15 protein-coding genes and 1 tRNA gene are annotated in these 16,624 nt (G+C 68.8%); 7 read left to right on the top strand and 9 right to left on the bottom strand.

Annotated features, from left to right (window positions below):
- Positions 1-102 precede the first annotated feature (102 nt).
- Positions 103-1,101 (bottom strand): biotin synthase BioB, encoded by a 999-nt coding sequence (bioB, locus tag GGQ61_RS06100; protein WP_183770729.1) that lies wholly within the window; start codon positions 1,099-1,101, stop codon positions 103-105.
- 86 nt (positions 1,102-1,187) lie between these two features.
- Between bioB and GGQ61_RS06095 the strand changes: the two genes are divergently transcribed.
- Positions 1,188-2,669, top strand: coding sequence for a CYTH and CHAD domain-containing protein (locus GGQ61_RS06095; RefSeq protein WP_183770727.1), 1,482 nt, complete (start codon positions 1,188-1,190; stop codon positions 2,667-2,669).
- A gap of 82 nt (positions 2,670-2,751) precedes the next feature.
- Complete coding sequence (gene ahcY, locus GGQ61_RS06090) at positions 2,752-4,143, top strand: adenosylhomocysteinase (RefSeq protein WP_183770725.1); 1,392 nt, start codon at positions 2,752-2,754, stop codon at positions 4,141-4,143.
- A 51-nt stretch (positions 4,144-4,194) separates the two neighbouring features.
- Here ahcY and GGQ61_RS06085 read toward each other — a convergent pair whose 3' ends face one another.
- The 3 genes from GGQ61_RS06085 to GGQ61_RS06075 are packed head-to-tail and all read right to left on the bottom strand — an operon-like array spanning position 4,195 to position 8,815.
- Positions 4,195-5,097 carry a TauD/TfdA dioxygenase family protein gene (locus GGQ61_RS06085; protein WP_183770723.1) on the bottom strand — a complete coding sequence of 301 codons (903 nt, stop codon included), beginning with the start codon at positions 5,095-5,097 and terminating at the stop codon, positions 4,195-4,197.
- A 32-nt stretch (positions 5,098-5,129) separates the two neighbouring features.
- Complete coding sequence (locus tag GGQ61_RS06080) at positions 5,130-6,509, bottom strand: MFS transporter (RefSeq protein WP_183770721.1); 1,380 nt, start codon at positions 6,507-6,509, stop codon at positions 5,130-5,132.
- A 14-nt stretch (positions 6,510-6,523) separates the two neighbouring features.
- The gene (locus GGQ61_RS06075; RefSeq protein WP_183770719.1) at positions 6,524-8,815 is read right to left on the bottom strand and encodes a TonB-dependent receptor; all 2,292 of its coding nucleotides are present in this window, start codon (positions 8,813-8,815) and stop codon (positions 6,524-6,526) included.
- 375 nt (positions 8,816-9,190) lie between these two features.
- Between GGQ61_RS06075 and ssuD the strand changes: the two genes are divergently transcribed.
- On the top strand, positions 9,191-10,339 hold the full coding sequence (gene ssuD, locus GGQ61_RS06070) for an FMNH2-dependent alkanesulfonate monooxygenase (RefSeq protein ID WP_183770717.1): 1,149 nt from the start codon (positions 9,191-9,193) through the stop codon (positions 10,337-10,339).
- Here the strand turns inward: ssuD and GGQ61_RS06065 are convergent.
- The 3 genes from GGQ61_RS06065 to GGQ61_RS06055 are packed head-to-tail and all read right to left on the bottom strand — an operon-like array spanning position 10,336 to position 11,974.
- Entirely contained in the window at positions 10,336-11,103 is a 768-nt protein-coding gene (locus GGQ61_RS06065; protein WP_425500999.1) for a sulfite exporter TauE/SafE family protein, read from the bottom strand. The genes ssuD and GGQ61_RS06065 overlap by 4 nt on opposite strands.
- 12 nt (positions 11,104-11,115) lie before the next feature.
- Positions 11,116-11,646 carry a rhodanese family protein gene (locus tag GGQ61_RS06060; RefSeq protein WP_183770713.1) on the bottom strand — a complete coding sequence of 177 codons (531 nt, stop codon included), beginning with the start codon at positions 11,644-11,646 and terminating at the stop codon, positions 11,116-11,118.
- Positions 11,606-11,974 (bottom strand): ArsR/SmtB family transcription factor, encoded by a 369-nt coding sequence (locus GGQ61_RS06055; RefSeq protein WP_183770711.1) that lies wholly within the window; start codon positions 11,972-11,974, stop codon positions 11,606-11,608. The genes GGQ61_RS06060 and GGQ61_RS06055 overlap by 41 nt, the downstream gene beginning before the upstream one ends.
- A gap of 73 nt (positions 11,975-12,047) precedes the next feature.
- Between GGQ61_RS06055 and GGQ61_RS06050 the strand changes: the two genes are divergently transcribed.
- Both GGQ61_RS06050 and GGQ61_RS06045 read left to right on the top strand, forming a co-directional pair.
- Positions 12,048-12,914 carry an MBL fold metallo-hydrolase gene (locus GGQ61_RS06050; RefSeq protein WP_183770709.1) on the top strand — a complete coding sequence of 289 codons (867 nt, stop codon included), beginning with the start codon at positions 12,048-12,050 and terminating at the stop codon, positions 12,912-12,914.
- Positions 12,915-13,016: 102 nt separating this feature from the next.
- The gene (locus GGQ61_RS06045) at positions 13,017-13,433 is read left to right on the top strand and encodes a cupin domain-containing protein (RefSeq protein ID WP_183770707.1); all 417 of its coding nucleotides are present in this window, start codon (positions 13,017-13,019) and stop codon (positions 13,431-13,433) included.
- A gap of 42 nt (positions 13,434-13,475) precedes the next feature.
- Here the strand turns inward: GGQ61_RS06045 and GGQ61_RS06040 are convergent.
- A tRNA-Ala gene (locus GGQ61_RS06040) sits at positions 13,476-13,551 on the bottom strand.
- Between the two features lie 125 nt (positions 13,552-13,676).
- Between GGQ61_RS06040 and GGQ61_RS06035 the strand changes: the two genes are divergently transcribed.
- Together GGQ61_RS06035 and GGQ61_RS06030 are read left to right on the top strand one after the other, a co-directional pair.
- Positions 13,677-13,988, top strand: a complete 312-nt coding sequence (locus GGQ61_RS06035) for a YggT family protein (RefSeq protein WP_183770705.1) — start codon at positions 13,677-13,679, stop codon at positions 13,986-13,988.
- A gap of 4 nt (positions 13,989-13,992) precedes the next feature.
- Entirely contained in the window at positions 13,993-14,277 is a 285-nt protein-coding gene (locus tag GGQ61_RS06030) for a DUF167 family protein (RefSeq protein ID WP_183770703.1), read from the top strand.
- On the opposite strand, the gene GGQ61_RS06025 is transcribed toward GGQ61_RS06030, so the two are convergent.
- Positions 14,278-16,578, bottom strand: a complete 2,301-nt coding sequence (locus GGQ61_RS06025) for a methyl-accepting chemotaxis protein (protein WP_183770701.1) — start codon at positions 16,576-16,578, stop codon at positions 14,278-14,280.
- Positions 16,579-16,624: the final 46 nt, after the last annotated feature.

The following is a 16,624-nucleotide window of genomic DNA, read 5'->3' as shown; positions in this document are numbered from 1 at the left end:
CGGACTCCTGTCAGGACGGCGTCCCCCCAGATAGGCGGGCGCCAACGCTCCAGCTAGCCCGAAGGACGCACGGACCTGTCAGCAGCCGACAGTCGTCCCCGACTAATTCGCCGCCATGGTCATGGGCCGCAGGCCGAGATCGGCCATCAGAGCCGCGTCGGTGTCCTTGTCGGGGTTGGCGGTGGTGAGCAGCTTGCCGCCGATGAACATCGAGTTGGCGCCGGCCAGGAAGCAGAGCGCCTGCAGTTCTCTGGACATGTGCTCGCGGCCGGCCGAGAGCCGGACCACGGTCTTGGGGCAGACGATGCGGGCCACGGCGATCATCCGCACGAACTCCAGCGGATCGACCGCCTCGGAGTTTCCAAGCGGGGTGCCGGGGATCGGCATCAGGTCGTTGATCGGCAGCGAGTTCGGATGCTCGGGCAGGGTGGCCAGGGCGTGCAGCAGGCCGGCGCGGTCGGTGCGGGTCTCGCCCATGCCGACGATGCCGCCGCAGCAGGTGTTCATGCCCACCGAGCGCACGGCCTCCAGGGTGTCGAGCCGGTCCTGGTAGGTGCGGGTGGTGACCACCTGGTCGTAGTAGTCCGGGCCGGTGTCGAGGTTGTGGTTGTAGTAGTCGAGGCCGGCGTCCTTGAGCGACTGGGCCTGGTCGCGGGTCAGCATGCCGAGCGTGGCGCAGGTCTCCAGACCCAGCGCCTTCACGCCCGAGATCATCGCCGCCACCTTCGGCACGTCGCGGTCCTTCAGGTCGCGCCAGGCCGCGCCCATGCAGAAGCGCTGGGCCCCGCCGGCCTTGGCCTCCATCGCCGCGGCGATGACGGTCGTGGCGTCCATCAGCTTGCCGGCCTTCACGCCGGTGTCGAAGTGCTGGCTCTGGCTGCAGTAGCCGCAGTTCTCGGCGCAGCCGCCGGTCTTGACGCTGAGCAGCTGCGACAGCTGCACCTCGCTCGGGTCGAACCAGGTCCGGTGCACCGCCGCCGCCTGGAACACCAGCTCCATGAACGGCAGCTCGAACAGACCCTCGACCTCGGACAGCGTCCAGTCGTGGCGCGGCTCTGCGGGATCGACAGAACGGAAACCTTGAGCGATTGGAGCGTTCATGGGGAGCCTCCTCAAGCGAACGGGCGCCGATGTCGGCCGCCTGCGAGCAGGACGGCGAACCGCGCGGGGTCGGGAGCGTGTAGCGCATGAGCGCGGGTGAAGACGAGATCGAGTTGAAATTCCTCTGCGAGCCGGCCGACCTTCCCGTCGTGCTCGCGGCCGCGCCCCCCGGCGAAACCCATGAAAAGGCGCTGGTTTCCACCTATTACGACACGCCGCAGGGCGATCTGCGCAAGGCGCGGATTTCGCTGCGCATACGCGAGGGCGGCGGCAAGCGGGTGCAGACGCTCAAGCGCGGCGACGGATTCGCCCGCGAAGAGCACGAACAGGAGATCGCCACCGACGGCCTCGATCTCAGCTTCCCTGCGCTGAAGGACGCTCTGCCGCCGGCCAAGCGCAAGACGCTGTCGCCGATCTTCACCGTCCGGGTGATCCGCCGCCAGCGGACCTTCGATTTCGGCGGCTCGTCGATCGAACTGGCCGTCGACGAGGGCGAGGTGCAGGCCGGAGAACGCGCCCGCCGCATTAGCGAGGTGGAACTCGAACTCAAGGGCGGCGACTGTCGTCCGATGTTTGAGCTCGCCCGGCAGCTTTCGAAGACCGCGCCGCTCTATCTGTCCTTCGACGGCAAGGCCACCCAGGGCCAGGGGCTGATCGACGGCTCAGACCGTTCGCCGCGCCGTCACGACAAGGCGCCGCTGGCTCGCGGCCTCAGCGCCGCCGGCGCCTTCCAGGCCATCGCCCGCAACGCCCTGGTGCAGATCGCCGCCAACGGCGCGGTTCTGCGCGAAGCCGACAGCGTCGAGGCGGTCCACCAGCTGCGCGTCGCCGTCCGCCGACTGCGCAGCGCCGTCTCCACCTTCTCCGACGTCGCCGACGACGATCACGCCGAGGCGATCAAGACCGAACTCAAGTGGCTGGCCGGGGCCTGCGACGAGGCCCGCGACCTCGACGTCTTCGCCGAGAGCGCCGCGGCGCTGGTCGACCCGACCCTCGACCTGTCGGCCCTGGCCCCGGTGGTCGAGGCCGCCCGGGCCCGCGCCCACGCCAAGGCCTGTGCAGCCGTCGCCTCTGGTCGCTTCCGCGAGTTGGTGCTCGACACCACCGCGTGGGTCGAGACCGGCGCCTGGCTGTCGATGGGCGGCAAGGCCCACGCCAAGCATCGCGACATGGGCGCCGCCCGCTTCGCCGCCAAGGCGCTCCAGCGTCGGCGCAAGCGGCTGTTGAAGTTCGCCGCCGACCTGAAGGGCGCCGACGACGCGGCCCGCCACGAGGCCCGCATCGCCGCCAAGAAGCTGCGCTATGCGGCCGAAGCCTTCGCCCCGCTGTTCGACGCCGACGCCAAGCCATTCATCAAGTCGGTCAAGCAGCTGCAGGAAGAACTCGGCGCCCTGAACGACGCCGCCGTCGCCGCCGAGCTGGTCACCCGTCTTCGCCTCAAGGGCGCCGCCCTCGCCGCCGCCCGCGCCTTGCTGGCCGCCCGCGAGGGCGCCAAACCCAAGACCGTCAAGGGCGCCGTCAAGGCCGTTGACCGGCTCGCGCGCAGCCCGGTCTTCTGGAACATATAAAGATTTCTTTATGTGATTTCTTGCCGATGGGGCGGCCGACGGCTATAGAGCCGACAATCACACTCTCCGACAGGACCGCCCGATGACCGACTATGTCGTGAAAGACATCACCCTGGCCGATTTCGGTCGCAAGGAAATCGCCATCGCCGAAACCGAGATGCCGGGCCTGATGGCTGTGCGCGCCGAGTTCGGCAAGGACCAGCCGCTGAAGGGCGCCCGCATCGCCGGCTCCCTGCACATGACAATCCAGACCGCGGTGCTGATCCAGACCCTGGAAGCCCTCGGCGCCGAAGTCCGCTGGGCCTCGTGCAACATCTTCTCCACCCAGGACCACGCCGCCGCGGCCATCGCCGCCAACGGCACGCCGGTCTTCGCGATCAAGGGCGAGAACCTGGTCGAGTACTGGGAATACGCGCACCGCATCTTTGAATGGGCTGACGGCGGCTACCCGAACCTGATCCTCGACGACGGCGGCGACGCCACCCTGCTCTGCGTGCTCGGCCCAAAGGCCGAGAAGGATCCCTCGGTCCTGAACAACCCGCAGAACGAGGAAGAAGAAGCGCTCTATGCCGTGATGAAGCGCTACCTGAAGGAAAAGCCGGGCTTCTATTCGGCCATCCGCGACGCCATCGGCGGCGTGTCGGAAGAAACCACCACGGGCGTGCACCGCCTGTACCAGATGGCCGAGCGCGGCGAGCTGCCGTTCCCCGCCATCAACGTCAACGACAGCGTCACCAAGTCCAAGTTCGACAACCTGTACGGCTGCCGTGAAAGCCTGGTCGACGCCATCCGCCGCGGGACCGACGTCATGCTGTCGGGCAAGGTCGCGGTCGTGCTTGGCTACGGCGACGTGGGCAAGGGCTCGGCCGCCTCGCTGCGCAACGGCGGCGCGCGCGTCATCGTCACCGAGATCGACCCGATCTGCGCCCTGCAGGCGGCGATGGAAGGCTACGAAGTCCAGACAATGGAAGACGTCGCCGACAAGGCCGACATCTTCGTCACCGCCACCGGCAACAAGGACGTCCTGACGGTCGACCACATGCGCCGGATGCGCAACAACGCCATCGTCTGCAACATCGGCCACTTCGATTCCGAAATTCAGATCGCCGGCCTGCGCAACTTCAAGTGGGACGAGATCAAGCCGCAGGTCCACCACGTCGAGTTCCCGGACGGCAAGAAGATCATCGTGCTGTCGGAAGGCCGCCTGGTGAACCTGGGCAACGCCACTGGCCACCCGAGCTTCGTGATGTCGGCCTCGTTCACCAACCAGACCCTGGCCCAGATCGAGCTGTGGACCAACAAGTCAAAGTACGAGACCAAGGTCTACACCCTGCCCAAGCACCTCGACGAGAAGGTCGCCTTCCTGCACCTGGAAAAGCTGGGCGCGAAGCTGACGACCCTCTCCAAAGACCAGGCCGACTATATCGGCGTGCCGCAAGCCGGCCCGTTCAAGCCGGACCACTACCGCTACTGATCACGGCGCTCGGACTTCGGCCTTCCGGGCCGAAGTCCGGGACGCTGCGAACTACTCCGCCGCGATCGCCGCCGCCGGCAGCGGCGAGACTGCCCGGCTCGGACGCCCATCGACCGAGATCGGGACGTCGCCGTTAAGGGTGACGCGGCGCATCACTCGGTGCTGGTCGCCATAGTCGTCGACCGCATAGTGCTGGGTCGCCCGATTGTCCCAGATCGCCACGTCGCCTGCCCGCCAGCGCCAGCGGACCGTGTTCTCCAGCCGGGTCACATGCTCCTGCAGGGTGTCGTAGATCCGCCGCGAGTCGGCGCTCGACAGCCCCGCCAGCGACTTCACGAATTGCCCCAGCACCAGGGTCCGCTCGCCGGTCACCGGATGCACGCGCACGACCGGGTGCTCGGTCTCGTAGACGGTCGAGGCGAAGACGTTGCGGTGGCGTTCGATCTGGTCGCGGGTCGCGGCGGGCTTGGCCGCCGCATAGTCGTAGGCGTTGGTGTGCAGCGCCCAGAGCTTGTCGGCCAGCTCGCGCAGGTGATCGGGCAGGCGGGCGTAGGCCTCGGCCGTGTTGGCCCACACCGTGTCGCCGCCCGAGGCGGTCGAAACCACCGCGCGCAGGATCGAGGCCTTCGGATAGGCCGGCACGAAGGTCACGTCGGTGTGCCAGGCGTTGGCTCGGCCGCCACGATGGGAGTCGAGCTCCAGCAGGTAGCTGCTGCCGTTGGCGACCGGCACGGTCGGGTGAGCGACCGGTTCGCCGAGGCGCGCGGCGAAGGCCTCCTGCGAGGCGTCGTCCAAGTGTCCCTGGTCGCGGAAAAACAGCACCTTGTACCTGTGCAGGGCCTCGTCGATCGCCGCGACCGTGGCGTCGGACAGGTCGGCCGACAGCGTGACGCCGGCGACTTCGGCGCCGATACGGCCGGCCACGGGGCGGATGTCGAGTTCGTGGTTGCTCATCGGAAAGGTCTCCTCAAGGGTCGAGCGAAAGGTCATTCGGCGGGGACGGCCGCGGCGTCGCGGCTGTCCAGTTGACGGCGGATGTCGGCGTGGCTGGCGGCGTCGAGGCTGAACCCCGAGATCAGCCAGGCGGAGGCCAGGTGGGCGAGGGCGGGGCCCAGGGCGAAGACGAGCTTGAGCGCCAGCAAAGCCTCGGCGGAATTCGCCGCGCCGGGCTTGAAGCCCAGCAGCCCGACCAGCGGCAGGGCCACGCCCACCGCGACGGCGGTGGCGGCCTTGCCGGTCAGGCTGAAGATCGAGAACAGCAGGCCGATGCGGTCCTCGCCGCTCTCCAGCCGCTGCTTGTCGGCGATGTCGGCGACCATCGAGCGCAGCATCAGGTTGCCCGAGCCCTGGGCCAGGCCCTGGGCGATGGTCAGGCCGACCAGCAACGGCAGCGCGCTGGGGACGATGAACAGCAGGGCGAGGTTGATCGCCACCTGCACCAGCTCGCCGGCGATCGCCGCGCGATGCTTGCCGAGCCGGTAGCCGATCCGCAGCCAAATCGGCCCGGCGAACACCCCGAACACGAACTGCAGCAGGAAGAGACCCGCCGCCAGATCCGGGCGGCCCATATAGGCTGAGACGAAGAACACGAAGAGCGACGAGCGGATCAGCTGGCCGAGCGTGACCGCAAAGTCCGAGGTCAGCACCTTGCGAAGCAGCGGATCGCGCGCGGCCAACGCCAGATCACGGCGCAGGGTGGAGCGCACGGAGCTCGGCGGCGGGGCCGGCGGCTCCTTCACCAGCGCCAGGGCGGCGATCAGCGTGGGGACAAAGGTGGCCAGGATGAACCCGCCCATCGCCGCGACCTTCAGCCCCGGATCGGCGGGCAGACCGGCGCGGGCGCCGAGCTGGTCAAGCACCGCCGGCAGGACCAGCACGAGCAGCAGCCCGCCGGCCGTCGCCACCTGGAAGTAGGTCTGCACCCGGCTGCGCTCGTGATACTGCGCCGCCAGCTGCCCGGCCCAGGCCGAGACCGGGATCTGGATCATCGTCCAGCCGACGTAGAACACCGCCAGCCAGACGCTGAGCCAGGCCGCGCCGGGTCTCTCCACCCCGAACAGGCCCGGCGCAAAGATCGCCGCCGTCGACAGCGTGAACAGCGGCGCGCCGGCCGCGATCCACGGCTTGCGCCGCCCGAACCGGCTGCGGGTGCGATCCGACAGCACCCCGACCAGCGGATCGGTCGCCGCGTCCCAGACCCGGCTGAGCATGAAGATCAAGCCGACCGCGCCAAGCCCCAGGCCCAGCTCCTGTGCATAGTAGGGCGGCAGATAGACCGCCAGCGGCAGGCCCGCGCCGGCGAGCGGGATCGCCAGTGCGGCGAACACCGCCAGCCGCCAGGCGGGAAGACGGACCGGAGCGATCATCGCGCGCCCTCCTCTCAGTAGCGGCCGGTCACGGTGAGGCCGAAGGTGCGCGGCTCACCGAGGATGGCGATGTAGGGGGTGTTGGCCGAGGCGGCGCCGAAGGCGGCCGCGTACTCCTGGTCGAACAGGTTCTTCGCCCAGATATTGCCCGACCAGCGGCCGGCGGCGTCCTTCAGCCCGATCCCGGCGTGGGTCAGGCCATAGGCGTCCTGGCGGCCGTACTGCGACAGCGAGTGCTGGAACGTCGAGCTGCGCCAGGTCTGGTTGGCGTAGGCGAACAGCACCAGGTCGCCGGTCAGCGGGGCCTCGTAGTTGAGGCTGACCTGGCCGGTGAACTTCGGCGCGAATGGCACGCGGGTGTCGGACAGGTCGACGAAGGCCGGCCCGCCGGCATAGCCGTACTCCACCGGAACCGGGGCGCCCACGTAGGACTCATAGCGCGCGTCGCTGAACGCGGCGCTGGCCGACACCCGCCAGGCCTGCGTCAACTGCGCCTGGGCCTCGACCTCGACCCCGCGCAGCCGCACCTTGCCGACATTCGACAGGTAGGAGCGGGCGGTGGTTCCGACCTGGCTGGTCAGGGTCGCCTGATAGTCGGTGATGTCGTTCCAGTAGAGGTTGCCGTTGAGGATTGCGCGGCCGCCGAGCCAGGTGGTTTTCAGACCCAGCTCGTAGTCGATCGACTTCTCCGGCGAGATGATGATCGGATCGCCCGGCCGCGCGCCGAGATTGGCCGCGCCGGACTTCTCGCCATAGCTGACGCTGGCATAGGCCAGGATGTCGTCGCTCAGCTTGTACGACGGGTTGATCAGCCACGAGAACGAGCCGGAGTCCTTCTGGCCCTCGACCAGGAACGGCGCGCCCGCGACCGCCGCGCGGTACGGCGCAAGGGCGGCCAGCGCCCCGGTCAGCGGGGTCCCTCCGAACGCCAGGCCCTGGTTCGAGGCCTCGCGCTCCTCGTAGGTGTAGCGCAGGCCGGCGGTCAGGCTGGCGCGGTCGCTCAGCCGATAGGTCCCCTGGCCGAACACCGCCGCGCTCTTGGTCTGCGCCTTGCCGATCTGCTGGGTCTCCAGCCCGTTCAGCACGAAACCGGGAACCGTGGGACCCAGCAGGAAGGCGCTGGCGTCGTCGTAGAACAGGGTCCGGTAGTTGCTGGTGACGTCCTGCTTCAGCAGGTAGACGCCGGCCTGGTAGTCGAACGCTCCGTCGGTCGGCGAGGCCAGCCGCAGCTCCTGGGAGTACTGGTCGACATCGACGTCATAGCCGGCCCGGAAGATCGAGAACGGCGTCAGGTCGCTGTCGTTCTTGGGCCGGAAGTACAGGCGCCGCCAGGCGGTGACCGAGGTCAGGGTGTGACCGCCGAGCCGCCAGTCGAACTGGTTGGAGACCCCGTCGGTGCGCGAGACGATCTTCTCCTGGGTGTCCAGGTCGGCGTTGTCATAGACCTCGTAGCTCGGGACATAGCCGAAGGCGGTGCGCAGCTTGCGCTCCCAGCCGTTGCGCGGGGCGCCGTTGACGAAGGTCGTCGGGTCCCCGGCCGGCGGATAGAAGTTATTGTATTCCTTGGTCTCGTAGTGCTCGGCGATCAGCCGGTTGGAGAAGCTCTCGCCCTCGAACAGCAGCTGGCCGCGCAGCGCCCAGCGGTCGTTGCCGAGATAATCCTCGCCGTCGAACTTGTTGGTGATGTAGCCGCCGCCCACGTCGCGGTAAAAGGTCAGCCGCCCGGCCAGCTTGTCGCCGACCAGCGGCCCGGACACGTTGGCGCGCAGCTGATAGCGCTCGTTGTTGGCGATCGTACCGCTGACCTGGGCCTCGGGCGTGAACGACGGCTTCCTGGTGGTGACGACCAGAGCGCCAAGCGTGGTGTTCTTGCCCAGCAGCGTGCCCTGCGGACCGCGCGCCAGCTCGACGCTCTCAAGGTCCACGAAGTCCAGCCACGAAAAGCCCGGGTGAGTGAAGAACACGTTGTCGACGATCAGGCCGACCCCGGCTTCCGACCCGTCGCTGTTGGCGTTGCCGCCGACCCCCCGGATCGTCAGGGTCGAGACCCGCGTGTTCTGCTGCAAGGCGTTGAAGTTGGAGATCTTGGCGGCGTAGTCGGCGACCCGGTCCAGTCGCTCTGCGGCCAGGGTTTGGCCGCTCACGGCCGAGACGGTGATCGGCACGTCCTGCAGTTTCTCTGCACGGCGGCGGACGGTGACCACCACCTCCTCGACGAACGCGTCGGCGTCGTCTGCGAAGGCTGACGGCGGCGCGCCGATCAGGATCGCGACGGTCGCGGCCGACAGGATCAGTTTCGATTGCAAGTTCACTTCAGGCACAGCTATCCCCGCGGAGGCGCGCACCCGCGCCCCTGCCTCCAGATGATGAAACAGGTGTCGAGACGCCGTTCGGCGTCATATTGGGCGCTTGCGCGCCGGCGGTCGGGATGCGTCGCGTGGGCCCGACGGCCAGGCCCACGCTCCGCGATCGGTGCGACGTCAGAAGGGGAGGACGGACGTCACCCCTTATTCCTATGGATGAAATGGGAGATAGGTCGCCACAGTTTTTCTAAGGCGGCTTTCGGCCCCGCTATTGTTGGGAATCCTGGGGTTTCGCATGAGGATTTCTCGTAGTGCGATTAATCCCACCGCACCGATAGGAATATGGGCCGCGCCATGGCTGGCGCACAGGAGAAGCCCATGTCCAAGACCCCGCTCGACTTTCTCTGGTTCATCCCGTCGGCGGGCGACAACGCCTATCTGAGCCACCCGGAGACCGACCGCGCCCCGACCCCGCGCTACCTGCGCGAGATCGCGATCGCCGCCGATCGGCTCGGCTATTCCGGCGTGCTGCTGCCGACCGGCGCCCACTGCACCGACGCCTGGATCACCGCGGCTTCGATCGCCCCGTTCACCGAGCGCCTGCGCCTGCTGGTCGCCGCGCGACCAGGCCTGATCCATCCGTCGGAAGCCGTGCGGCAGGCCGCCGCCCTCGACCGCCTCACCGGCGGCCGCGCCCTGGTCAACATCGTCACCGGCGGCAGCCCCCAGGCCCTGGCCGCCGACGGCCTCTTCCTCGACCACCACGAACGCTACGTGCAGACCGAGGAGTTCCTCAACATCTGGCGGCGGCTGGCCAACGGCGAGACCGTCACACACCAGGGCAAGCACCTGTCGATCGACAAGGGCCGGCTGCTGTTCCCGTTCGTGCAGGAGCCGCACGCCCCGATCTGGTTCGGCGGCTCCTCGGACATCGCCCGCGAGATCGCCGCCCAACACGTCGACGTCTACCTGGCCTGGGGCGAGCCGCCGGCCCAGCTCAAGGAGGTCATCGACGACGTGCGCGAACGCGCCGCCAAGCGGGGCCGCACGATCCGCTTCGGCATTCGGCTGCACGTCATCGTCCGCGAAACCGAGGCCCAGGCCTGGGACGCCGCCAACGAGCTGATCAAGTACGTCACCGACGACGCCATCGAAGCCTTCCAAAGGGCGATGGCCAAGGGCTCGGACTCAGTCGGCCAGTCGCGGATGAGCGCCCTGCACAACGGCAGCCGCGCCAATCTCGAGGTCAGCCCCAACCTCTGGGCCGGCATAGGACTGGTGCGCACCGGGGCCGGCACCGCGCTAGTCGGCGACCCCGACACCGTCGCCGAGCGGCTGGAGGAATATGCGCAGCTCGGCGTCGATACCGTGATCGCCTCGGGCTATCCGCACCTGGAGGAAGCTTATCGGGTCGCCGAGCTGCTGTTCCCAAAGCTGAACCTCAAGCATCCAGTCGGCGAGACCAGCCTCAAGTTCCCAAACGTCTCGCCGTCCTTCACAGCCCCGCCGCTGCGCGCGGCGTCCTAGCCGAGCGTCCGCCAGACGACATACGCCGCGGTCGCCAGCACCATCAGCGCGAACGCTCGGCGGGCGCTCGCTGCGTGGCCCGCAAGCCGGGCGGCCAGCGGCCCGCCAGCCAGCGCGCCGACACCGCCCCCGGCGACCAGGGCCGCGAACACCGGCCAGTCGACCAAGCCCGAGATCGCGTAGCTGGCGCTGGTGGCCGCGCCGAACAGCACCACCGAGACCAACGAACTGGCCGCGGCGTTGGCCAGGGTCATGCCCGTGGCGGCCATCAGCCCGGGCACGATCAGGAAGCCGCCGCCGATCCCGAAGAACCCGGCCGCCGCGCCGACCAGAAGACCCAGCGGCGCGAGCTTGCGAGTTAGCGCCGCATCGAGCCGCACGCCGGGATCACCCTCGTCCTTCTTGGGGGCCAGCATCGACAGGCCGACCAGCGCCATGGCCCCGGCGAACCACAGGATCAGTTGGCCGCCGTCGATCATCTTGGCCAGGTGCGCCCCGACCAGCGAGCCGGCCAGGCCCGCACCGCCGAACACCAGGGCGCAGGGCCACTTTACGCGACCGGCCTTGGCCTGGGCGCCGAGTCCGACCAGGGCGTTGACAGCCACGGCGGCCGCCGAGGTGCCGATCGCCACATGGGGATCGCGCACACCGACCACATAGAGCAGCAGCGGCGTGGCCAGCACCGAGCCGCCGCCGCCGAACACCGACAGCAGCAGGCCGATCAGCGCGCCGCCCGCCGCCGCGAGCGCCAGGCTAACGACCAGGGGGTCCATGATTTAGCTCCTCGCGGGACGGTTCCAGGGGGCCAGGGCCAGCAGCCGCGCCATGCCGCAGAAGCCGGTGGCGCCGGCGAAAGTCAGGCCCGCGCCGACGAAGGCCGCCAGGCCGAAGAAGCCCGGATGGACCAGCAGGCCCAGACCGACGCCGATCAGCACCAGGCCCCCGGCGGCGATCTGCACCTGTCGCATCATCTCCAGCGGCGCCTTGCGGTCTTCGACCAGGGGCAGCCCCGCGGCCGCCCAGCCGTCGACGCCGCCGGCCAGCACGATGGCCTCGCCGCCGCTGGCGGCGGCCAGCTGGGCGCAGTTGGCGGCCGTCCGCATTCCCGAGCGGCAGGTGAAGATCGGCATCGCGCCCGGAGGAATGTCGAGGGGCGCGGCGCCAAGGCTGGCCAGCGGGCGCAGTCGCGCGCCCTTCACGTGACGGCGGGCGAATTCGTCCGGGTCGCGGACGTCGAACAGCACCGCCCGGCCTTGAGCCAACAGGTCAGCGACATCCTTGGGGTTCAGTTGAGTCGGAACGGTCATCGGCCTTCTTCATGTCTGGAGGACAGAAGATCTCCGCGAGCGTCGCCACCACCTTCATCGCGGCGGGGTCGGCGATCCGGTACCAGATAGTCTGGCCTTCGCGGCGCGTGGCCACGACGGCTTCCTCGCGCAGCACCGCCAGGTGCTGCGAAAGCGCCGATTGCGAGAGACCGACCAGGGGCAGCAGTTCGCCCACCGATCGCTCGCCTTCGGTCAACTGGCACAGGATCATCAACCGCCGCTCATTGCCGAGCGCCCGTAGAAGCTTTGCGGCTTCCCCGGCGCTGGACTCGAAACGGGTGATGTCGAAGTTCGCGAGATCGAACATGGCCGGAATATATGAGTTGTTTCTAATTTAGCAAGTTCTTATATGTTGACCGACGCCGAAGGAGGCTCCGACCATGACCCCACACGTACAGACATTCTTCGACAAGGCCACCTCGACCGCGACCCACCTGGTCAGCGACCCGGCGACCCGGGTGGCGGCGGTGATCGACCCGGTGCTCGATTTCGAGCCCAAGGCCGCCCGCCTCTCGACCGGCTCGGCCGACGCGGTTCTGGCCGCGGTTCGCGAGCAGGGCCTGACCCTGGCCTATGTGCTGGAGACCCACGCCCACGCCGACCACCTCTCGGCGGCCGACTATATCCGCCGCCGGACCGGCGCGGCGGTGGTGATCGGAGCACGCATCACCGAGGTGCAGAAGACTTTCATTCCGCGCTTCGAGGCCGACGACGTGGCCGACGACGGCCGGGTGTTCGACCGCCTGCTCGACGAGGGCGACGTCCTGCCGCTGGGCGCGCTCGAGATCGGCGTGCTGCACACGCCGGGCCACACCCCGGCCTGCGTCACCTATCTGATCGGCGACGCCGCCTTCGTGGGCGACACCCTGTTCATGCCCGATTACGGCACCGCACGGGCCGACTTTCCTGGGGGCGATGCGGCCACGCTCTATCGCTCGACCCGCAAGATCCTCGCCCTGCCGAGCGACACCCGGATTTTCGTCGGCCACGACTACCTGCCGGCCGGACGCGAAACCTTCGCCTGGGAGACCACCGTGGCGGCGCAGCGGGCCGGCAACGTCCACGTCCGTGACGGCGTGAACGAAGGCGAGTTCGTCGCCATGCGCGAGAGCCGCGACGCGACCCTGGCCGCCCCGACCCTGATCCTGCCCTCGCTGCAGGTGAACATCCGCGCCGGCGCCCTGCCGCCCGCCAGCCTGGCGGGGAACGTGTTCCTGAAAATTCCTGTTACGGTCGCTCAGGCTTGACCGTCATCGGGCGGTCACCGGCGCGGTCTTGATTTGCATCAAGGTCCGCGCCGTCCCGCAGGGTCAGGCTGGACGCCAAGCAGCATCAGGAAAGGACGCGCCATGAAGGGCTTTGTCGACGACATCGAGGAGCTGACCGAGAGCAACAAGGACTTCCGCCGCGTGCTCTACACGGGCAAGCACCTGCAGCTGGTCCTGATGTCCCTGAAGCCGGGCGAAGAGATCGGCGAGGAGGTGCACGACACCCACGACCAGTTCTTCCGCATCGAGAAAGGCAAGGGCGAGGTCTTGATCGACGGAGTGAAGACCAAGGTGAAGGCCGACTTCGCGATCATCGTCCCGGCCGGCGCCCGCCACAACGTCATCAACACCGGCGACAAGGCCCTGCGGCTCTACACCCTCTACAGCCCGCCCGAGCACCGCGACGGGATCGTGCGCGCCACCAAGGCCGAAGCCGAAGCCAGCGAAGAGCACTTCGACGGCGTCCTGACCGAGGACGGCCTCGGCACAAAGATCTGACTGTCCAAGATTTCCTGAGGTTCGACCAATTCCGAGAGGAATTGGTGGAGCCGAGGGGAGTCGAACCCCTGACCTCCTCATTGCGAACGAGGCGCTCTACCAACTGAGCTACGGCCCCAGGAGGCGCGGACTTAGGAGGCGAAGGCGGGGTCTGTCAAGCGGGTGATCGAGGTTGCGGCGTCACGACTTGCCAGCGCCGCCGCGCCAGCCGATACAGGAGGCCCATTCCACTCGGATTTTCTGATGGCCCCGCTGGTCGGCTTTATCTTCTACATCCTCAACGCGATCCTCGGTCTGCTGGTGTTCGCGCTCATCGCGAACGCGATACTGTCCTGGCTGGTCGCCTTCGACGTGATCAACCTGCGCAACCAGTTCGTCTACAACGTCGCGCGGTTCCTCGATGCGGTGACGCGGCCGGTGCTGGCCCCGTTCCAGAAGATCATCCCCTCGCTCGGCGGCGTCGACATCAGCCCGGTGATCGCCATCCTGGTGATCTCGGGCATCCAGCGCTATCTGCTGCCGGCCGCCGCCGGCGCGCTGATGGGCCTCGGCTAGGCCGATGCGCCTGGCCGTGCGGGTGACGCCCAAGGGCGGCCGCGACGGCGTGGACGGCTGGACCCTCGATCCCGAGGGCCGCCCCTATCTGAGAGTGCGAGTATCGGCCCCGCCCAGCGACGGCGCGGCCAACGCCGCCGTCGTCGCCCTGCTGGCCAAGACCCTGAAGCGCCCGAAATCGGCGCTGAGAATCGTCTCAGGCGAAAGCGCGCGGCTCAAGCTGCTCGAGATCGACGGCCTGGACGAGCCGGCGGCGTACGCCGTGTTCGGCCCGCCGCCGACCGCCTGATCAGAACTCTTCCCAGCCCGCTTCGGCGGGCGGAGCGGCGGCGCGCGATCCGCCTCCGGCCACGGCCAGGCGCGGGGCCGGGCGCTGGCGCGGAGCCGGCGGCGGCGCGGCGGCCGCGGCGCCTTGCTCGCCGGTCTTGAACTGACCGATCAGGCGGGCGAGCTCGACCGCTTCGCCGGCCAGCGAGTGGCTGGCGGCGGTCGATTCCTCGACCATGGCCGCGTTCTGCTGGGTCACCTGGTCCATCTGGTTGACCGCGGTGTTGACCTGCTGCAGGCCGACCGCCTGCTCCTGGGCGCTGGCGGCGATCTCGGTGACGATGCCGTTGATCTCGGCCACCTGACTGACGATCAGCTGCAGCGCCTTGCCGGTGTCGGCCACCAGGCTCACGCCCTGGCCGACCTGCGCCGACGAGGCGTTGATCAGGGTTTTGATCTCCTTGGCCGCTTCGGCCGAGCGCTGGGCCAGGGCCCGCACTTCCGAGGCCACGACCGCGAAGCCGCGGCCCGCTTCCCCGGCCCGGGCGGCTTCGACGCCGGCGTTCAGGGCCAGCAGGTTGGTCTGGAAGGCGATCTCGTCGATGACGCCGATGATCTGGCCGATCTGCTTGGAGCTCTCCTCGATCTCGCCCATCGCCGCGGTCGCGCGCTGCACGACGTTGGCGCTCTCGGCGGCGTTCGAGCGGGCCGTGGCGACAACGCCTTGCGCGTGATTGGCGCCCTCGGCGGTCTTTCGGACCGTCGCGGTGATCTGGTCGAGCGCCGCGGCGGTCTCTTCCAGGCTGGCGGCCTGCTGCTCGGTGCGGCGCGACAGGTCGTCGGCCGCCTTGCTGATTTCGTCTGCGCCCGAGCGCATGCTCGAGGTCGCACCGACCACCACGCCCATGGTGTTCTGCAGCTGGCTCATGGCGACGTTGAAGTCGTGTTTCAGGGCCTCGTATTCCGGGGCCACCTGGGCATCGACGCGAGCGGTGAGGTCGCCTTGCGCCAAGCGCTCCAGCGCCCGCGCCAGGGCGCCGACCACCACGTTCTGCTGCTCGGCGACGGCGGCGCGTTCGGCCTCGGCGCGGCGGCGCTCGGACTCGGCCTGGGCGTTGGCCGCCTCCTGACCGGCGCGCAGGGCGCGGTTCTCGGCCAGGCCGTGGCGGAAGCCTTCCAGCGCGCGGGCGATCTCGCCGACTTCGTCGTGCTTGTCGGCGCCGCCCACCGGCTTGTCATAGCGGCCGGCTGAGAGCTCGCCCACCGCCGCGGTGATGCCGGCCAGCGGCTGGCGCACCAGCTTGCCGACCGCGACGAACAGCGATCCGAGCACCAGGGCCAGGATCACGACGCCGCCCACCGCGAGCCAGATCGCCAGCTGGCGGGCCGGACCGGTGATGTGCGCGGTCGGCACATCCATGACCACCGCCCAGGTCGAGTTCAGGCCCGGCAGCGGGGCCGGCGTGACCAGGCGCTCGACCTTGCCGGCCGGCTGGTCCAGGCCGCTGAGCAGCACGGACTTGCCGCTCGACATCGCGTCCTTCAACTCGGCGACGCCGGTGTCGGCATAGGGCTTCATGCGCAGCTTGGCGTCCGGGTGAGAGACCCAGTTGGCGGCCGGCGAAACCAGCATCACGCGGCCGTCGCCGAACGGGCGCAGCACGTCGAGCTGCTTGGAGACGTCGTCCAGCGCCAGGTCGATGCCGGCGACGCCGATCAGTTGGCCGTTCGACATGACCGGGAAGGTCACCGAGGTCATCGAGATGGTCTTGCCGCCCACCTCATAGGGATACGGCTCGACGATCGCGGCCTTCTGGCTCTGGAAGCTGGTCTGATAGAACGGCTGTTCGTAGTCGCTGCCGGTGTCCAGCGGCTCCAGGCTCAGCGAACCGTTGTTGTTCACCCAGTAGGGCGTGAACTGGCCGAGCTTGTTGGAGCCGGTGTCGACCTGGCCCATGTGCGCCTCGTCCTGGCCGTCCAGCGCATTCGGGACTTCCATGAACCAGGCGCCGAGGATCATCGGCGAGGCCGAGGCAGCCGGCTTGATCATCTCGCTCAGCACCTTGCGGTCGCGGACGCCGGCGGCGTGGGCCGCGCCGAGGGTCTGGGCCATCGAACGGCCCAGCCCCTGGATCTCGCCGATGTCGCTGGCCACCTCGGCGGCGGCCTTGCCGGCCAAAGCCTGCGCGTTGTCGTTGGACAGGTCGCGGACCATGCCGCTGGCGTTGGTGGCGACCAGGGCCGCAGCCAGCAGCAGCAGCGCGCCGATCGCGCAACCGGCCGCGAGCATGAGCTTCCATGCGATGGAGAGACGAGCCAACATTGAGTTCCCCACGAACTGACTGAACTGCGCAGGTCCTTGAACGGAC

This window comes from Phenylobacterium haematophilum, assembly GCF_014196295.1.
Taxonomy (GTDB): domain Bacteria; phylum Pseudomonadota; class Alphaproteobacteria; order Caulobacterales; family Caulobacteraceae; genus Phenylobacterium; species Phenylobacterium haematophilum.
This window is presented reverse-complemented; position numbering and strand designations above follow the sequence as displayed.

What these genes read in the sequence shown, in the direction of transcription:
- bioB (WP_183770729.1), bottom strand. Translation starts at nt 1,101, where the DNA reads ATGAACGCTCCAATCGCTCAAGGTTTCCGTTCTGTCGATCCCGCAGAG.
- GGQ61_RS06095 (WP_183770727.1), top strand. Translation starts at nt 1,188, where the DNA reads ATGAGCGCGGGTGAAGACGAGATCGAGTTGAAATTCCTCTGCGAGCCG.
- ahcY (WP_183770725.1), top strand. Translation starts at nt 2,752, where the DNA reads ATGACCGACTATGTCGTGAAAGACATCACCCTGGCCGATTTCGGTCGC.
- GGQ61_RS06085 (WP_183770723.1), bottom strand. Translation starts at nt 5,097, where the DNA reads ATGAGCAACCACGAACTCGACATCCGCCCCGTGGCCGGCCGTATCGGC.
- GGQ61_RS06080 (WP_183770721.1), bottom strand. Translation starts at nt 6,509, where the DNA reads ATGATCGCTCCGGTCCGTCTTCCCGCCTGGCGGCTGGCGGTGTTCGCC.
- ssuD (WP_183770717.1), top strand. Translation starts at nt 9,191, where the DNA reads ATGTCCAAGACCCCGCTCGACTTTCTCTGGTTCATCCCGTCGGCGGGC.
- GGQ61_RS06060 (WP_183770713.1), bottom strand. Translation starts at nt 11,646, where the DNA reads ATGACCGTTCCGACTCAACTGAACCCCAAGGATGTCGCTGACCTGTTG.
- GGQ61_RS06055 (WP_183770711.1), bottom strand. Translation starts at nt 11,974, where the DNA reads ATGTTCGATCTCGCGAACTTCGACATCACCCGTTTCGAGTCCAGCGCC.
- GGQ61_RS06050 (WP_183770709.1), top strand. Translation starts at nt 12,048, where the DNA reads ATGACCCCACACGTACAGACATTCTTCGACAAGGCCACCTCGACCGCG.
- GGQ61_RS06045 (WP_183770707.1), top strand. Translation starts at nt 13,017, where the DNA reads ATGAAGGGCTTTGTCGACGACATCGAGGAGCTGACCGAGAGCAACAAG.
- GGQ61_RS06035 (WP_183770705.1), top strand. Translation starts at nt 13,677, where the DNA reads ATGGCCCCGCTGGTCGGCTTTATCTTCTACATCCTCAACGCGATCCTC.
- GGQ61_RS06030 (WP_183770703.1), top strand. Translation starts at nt 13,993, where the DNA reads ATGCGCCTGGCCGTGCGGGTGACGCCCAAGGGCGGCCGCGACGGCGTG.
- GGQ61_RS06025 (WP_183770701.1), bottom strand. Translation starts at nt 16,578, where the DNA reads ATGTTGGCTCGTCTCTCCATCGCATGGAAGCTCATGCTCGCGGCCGGT.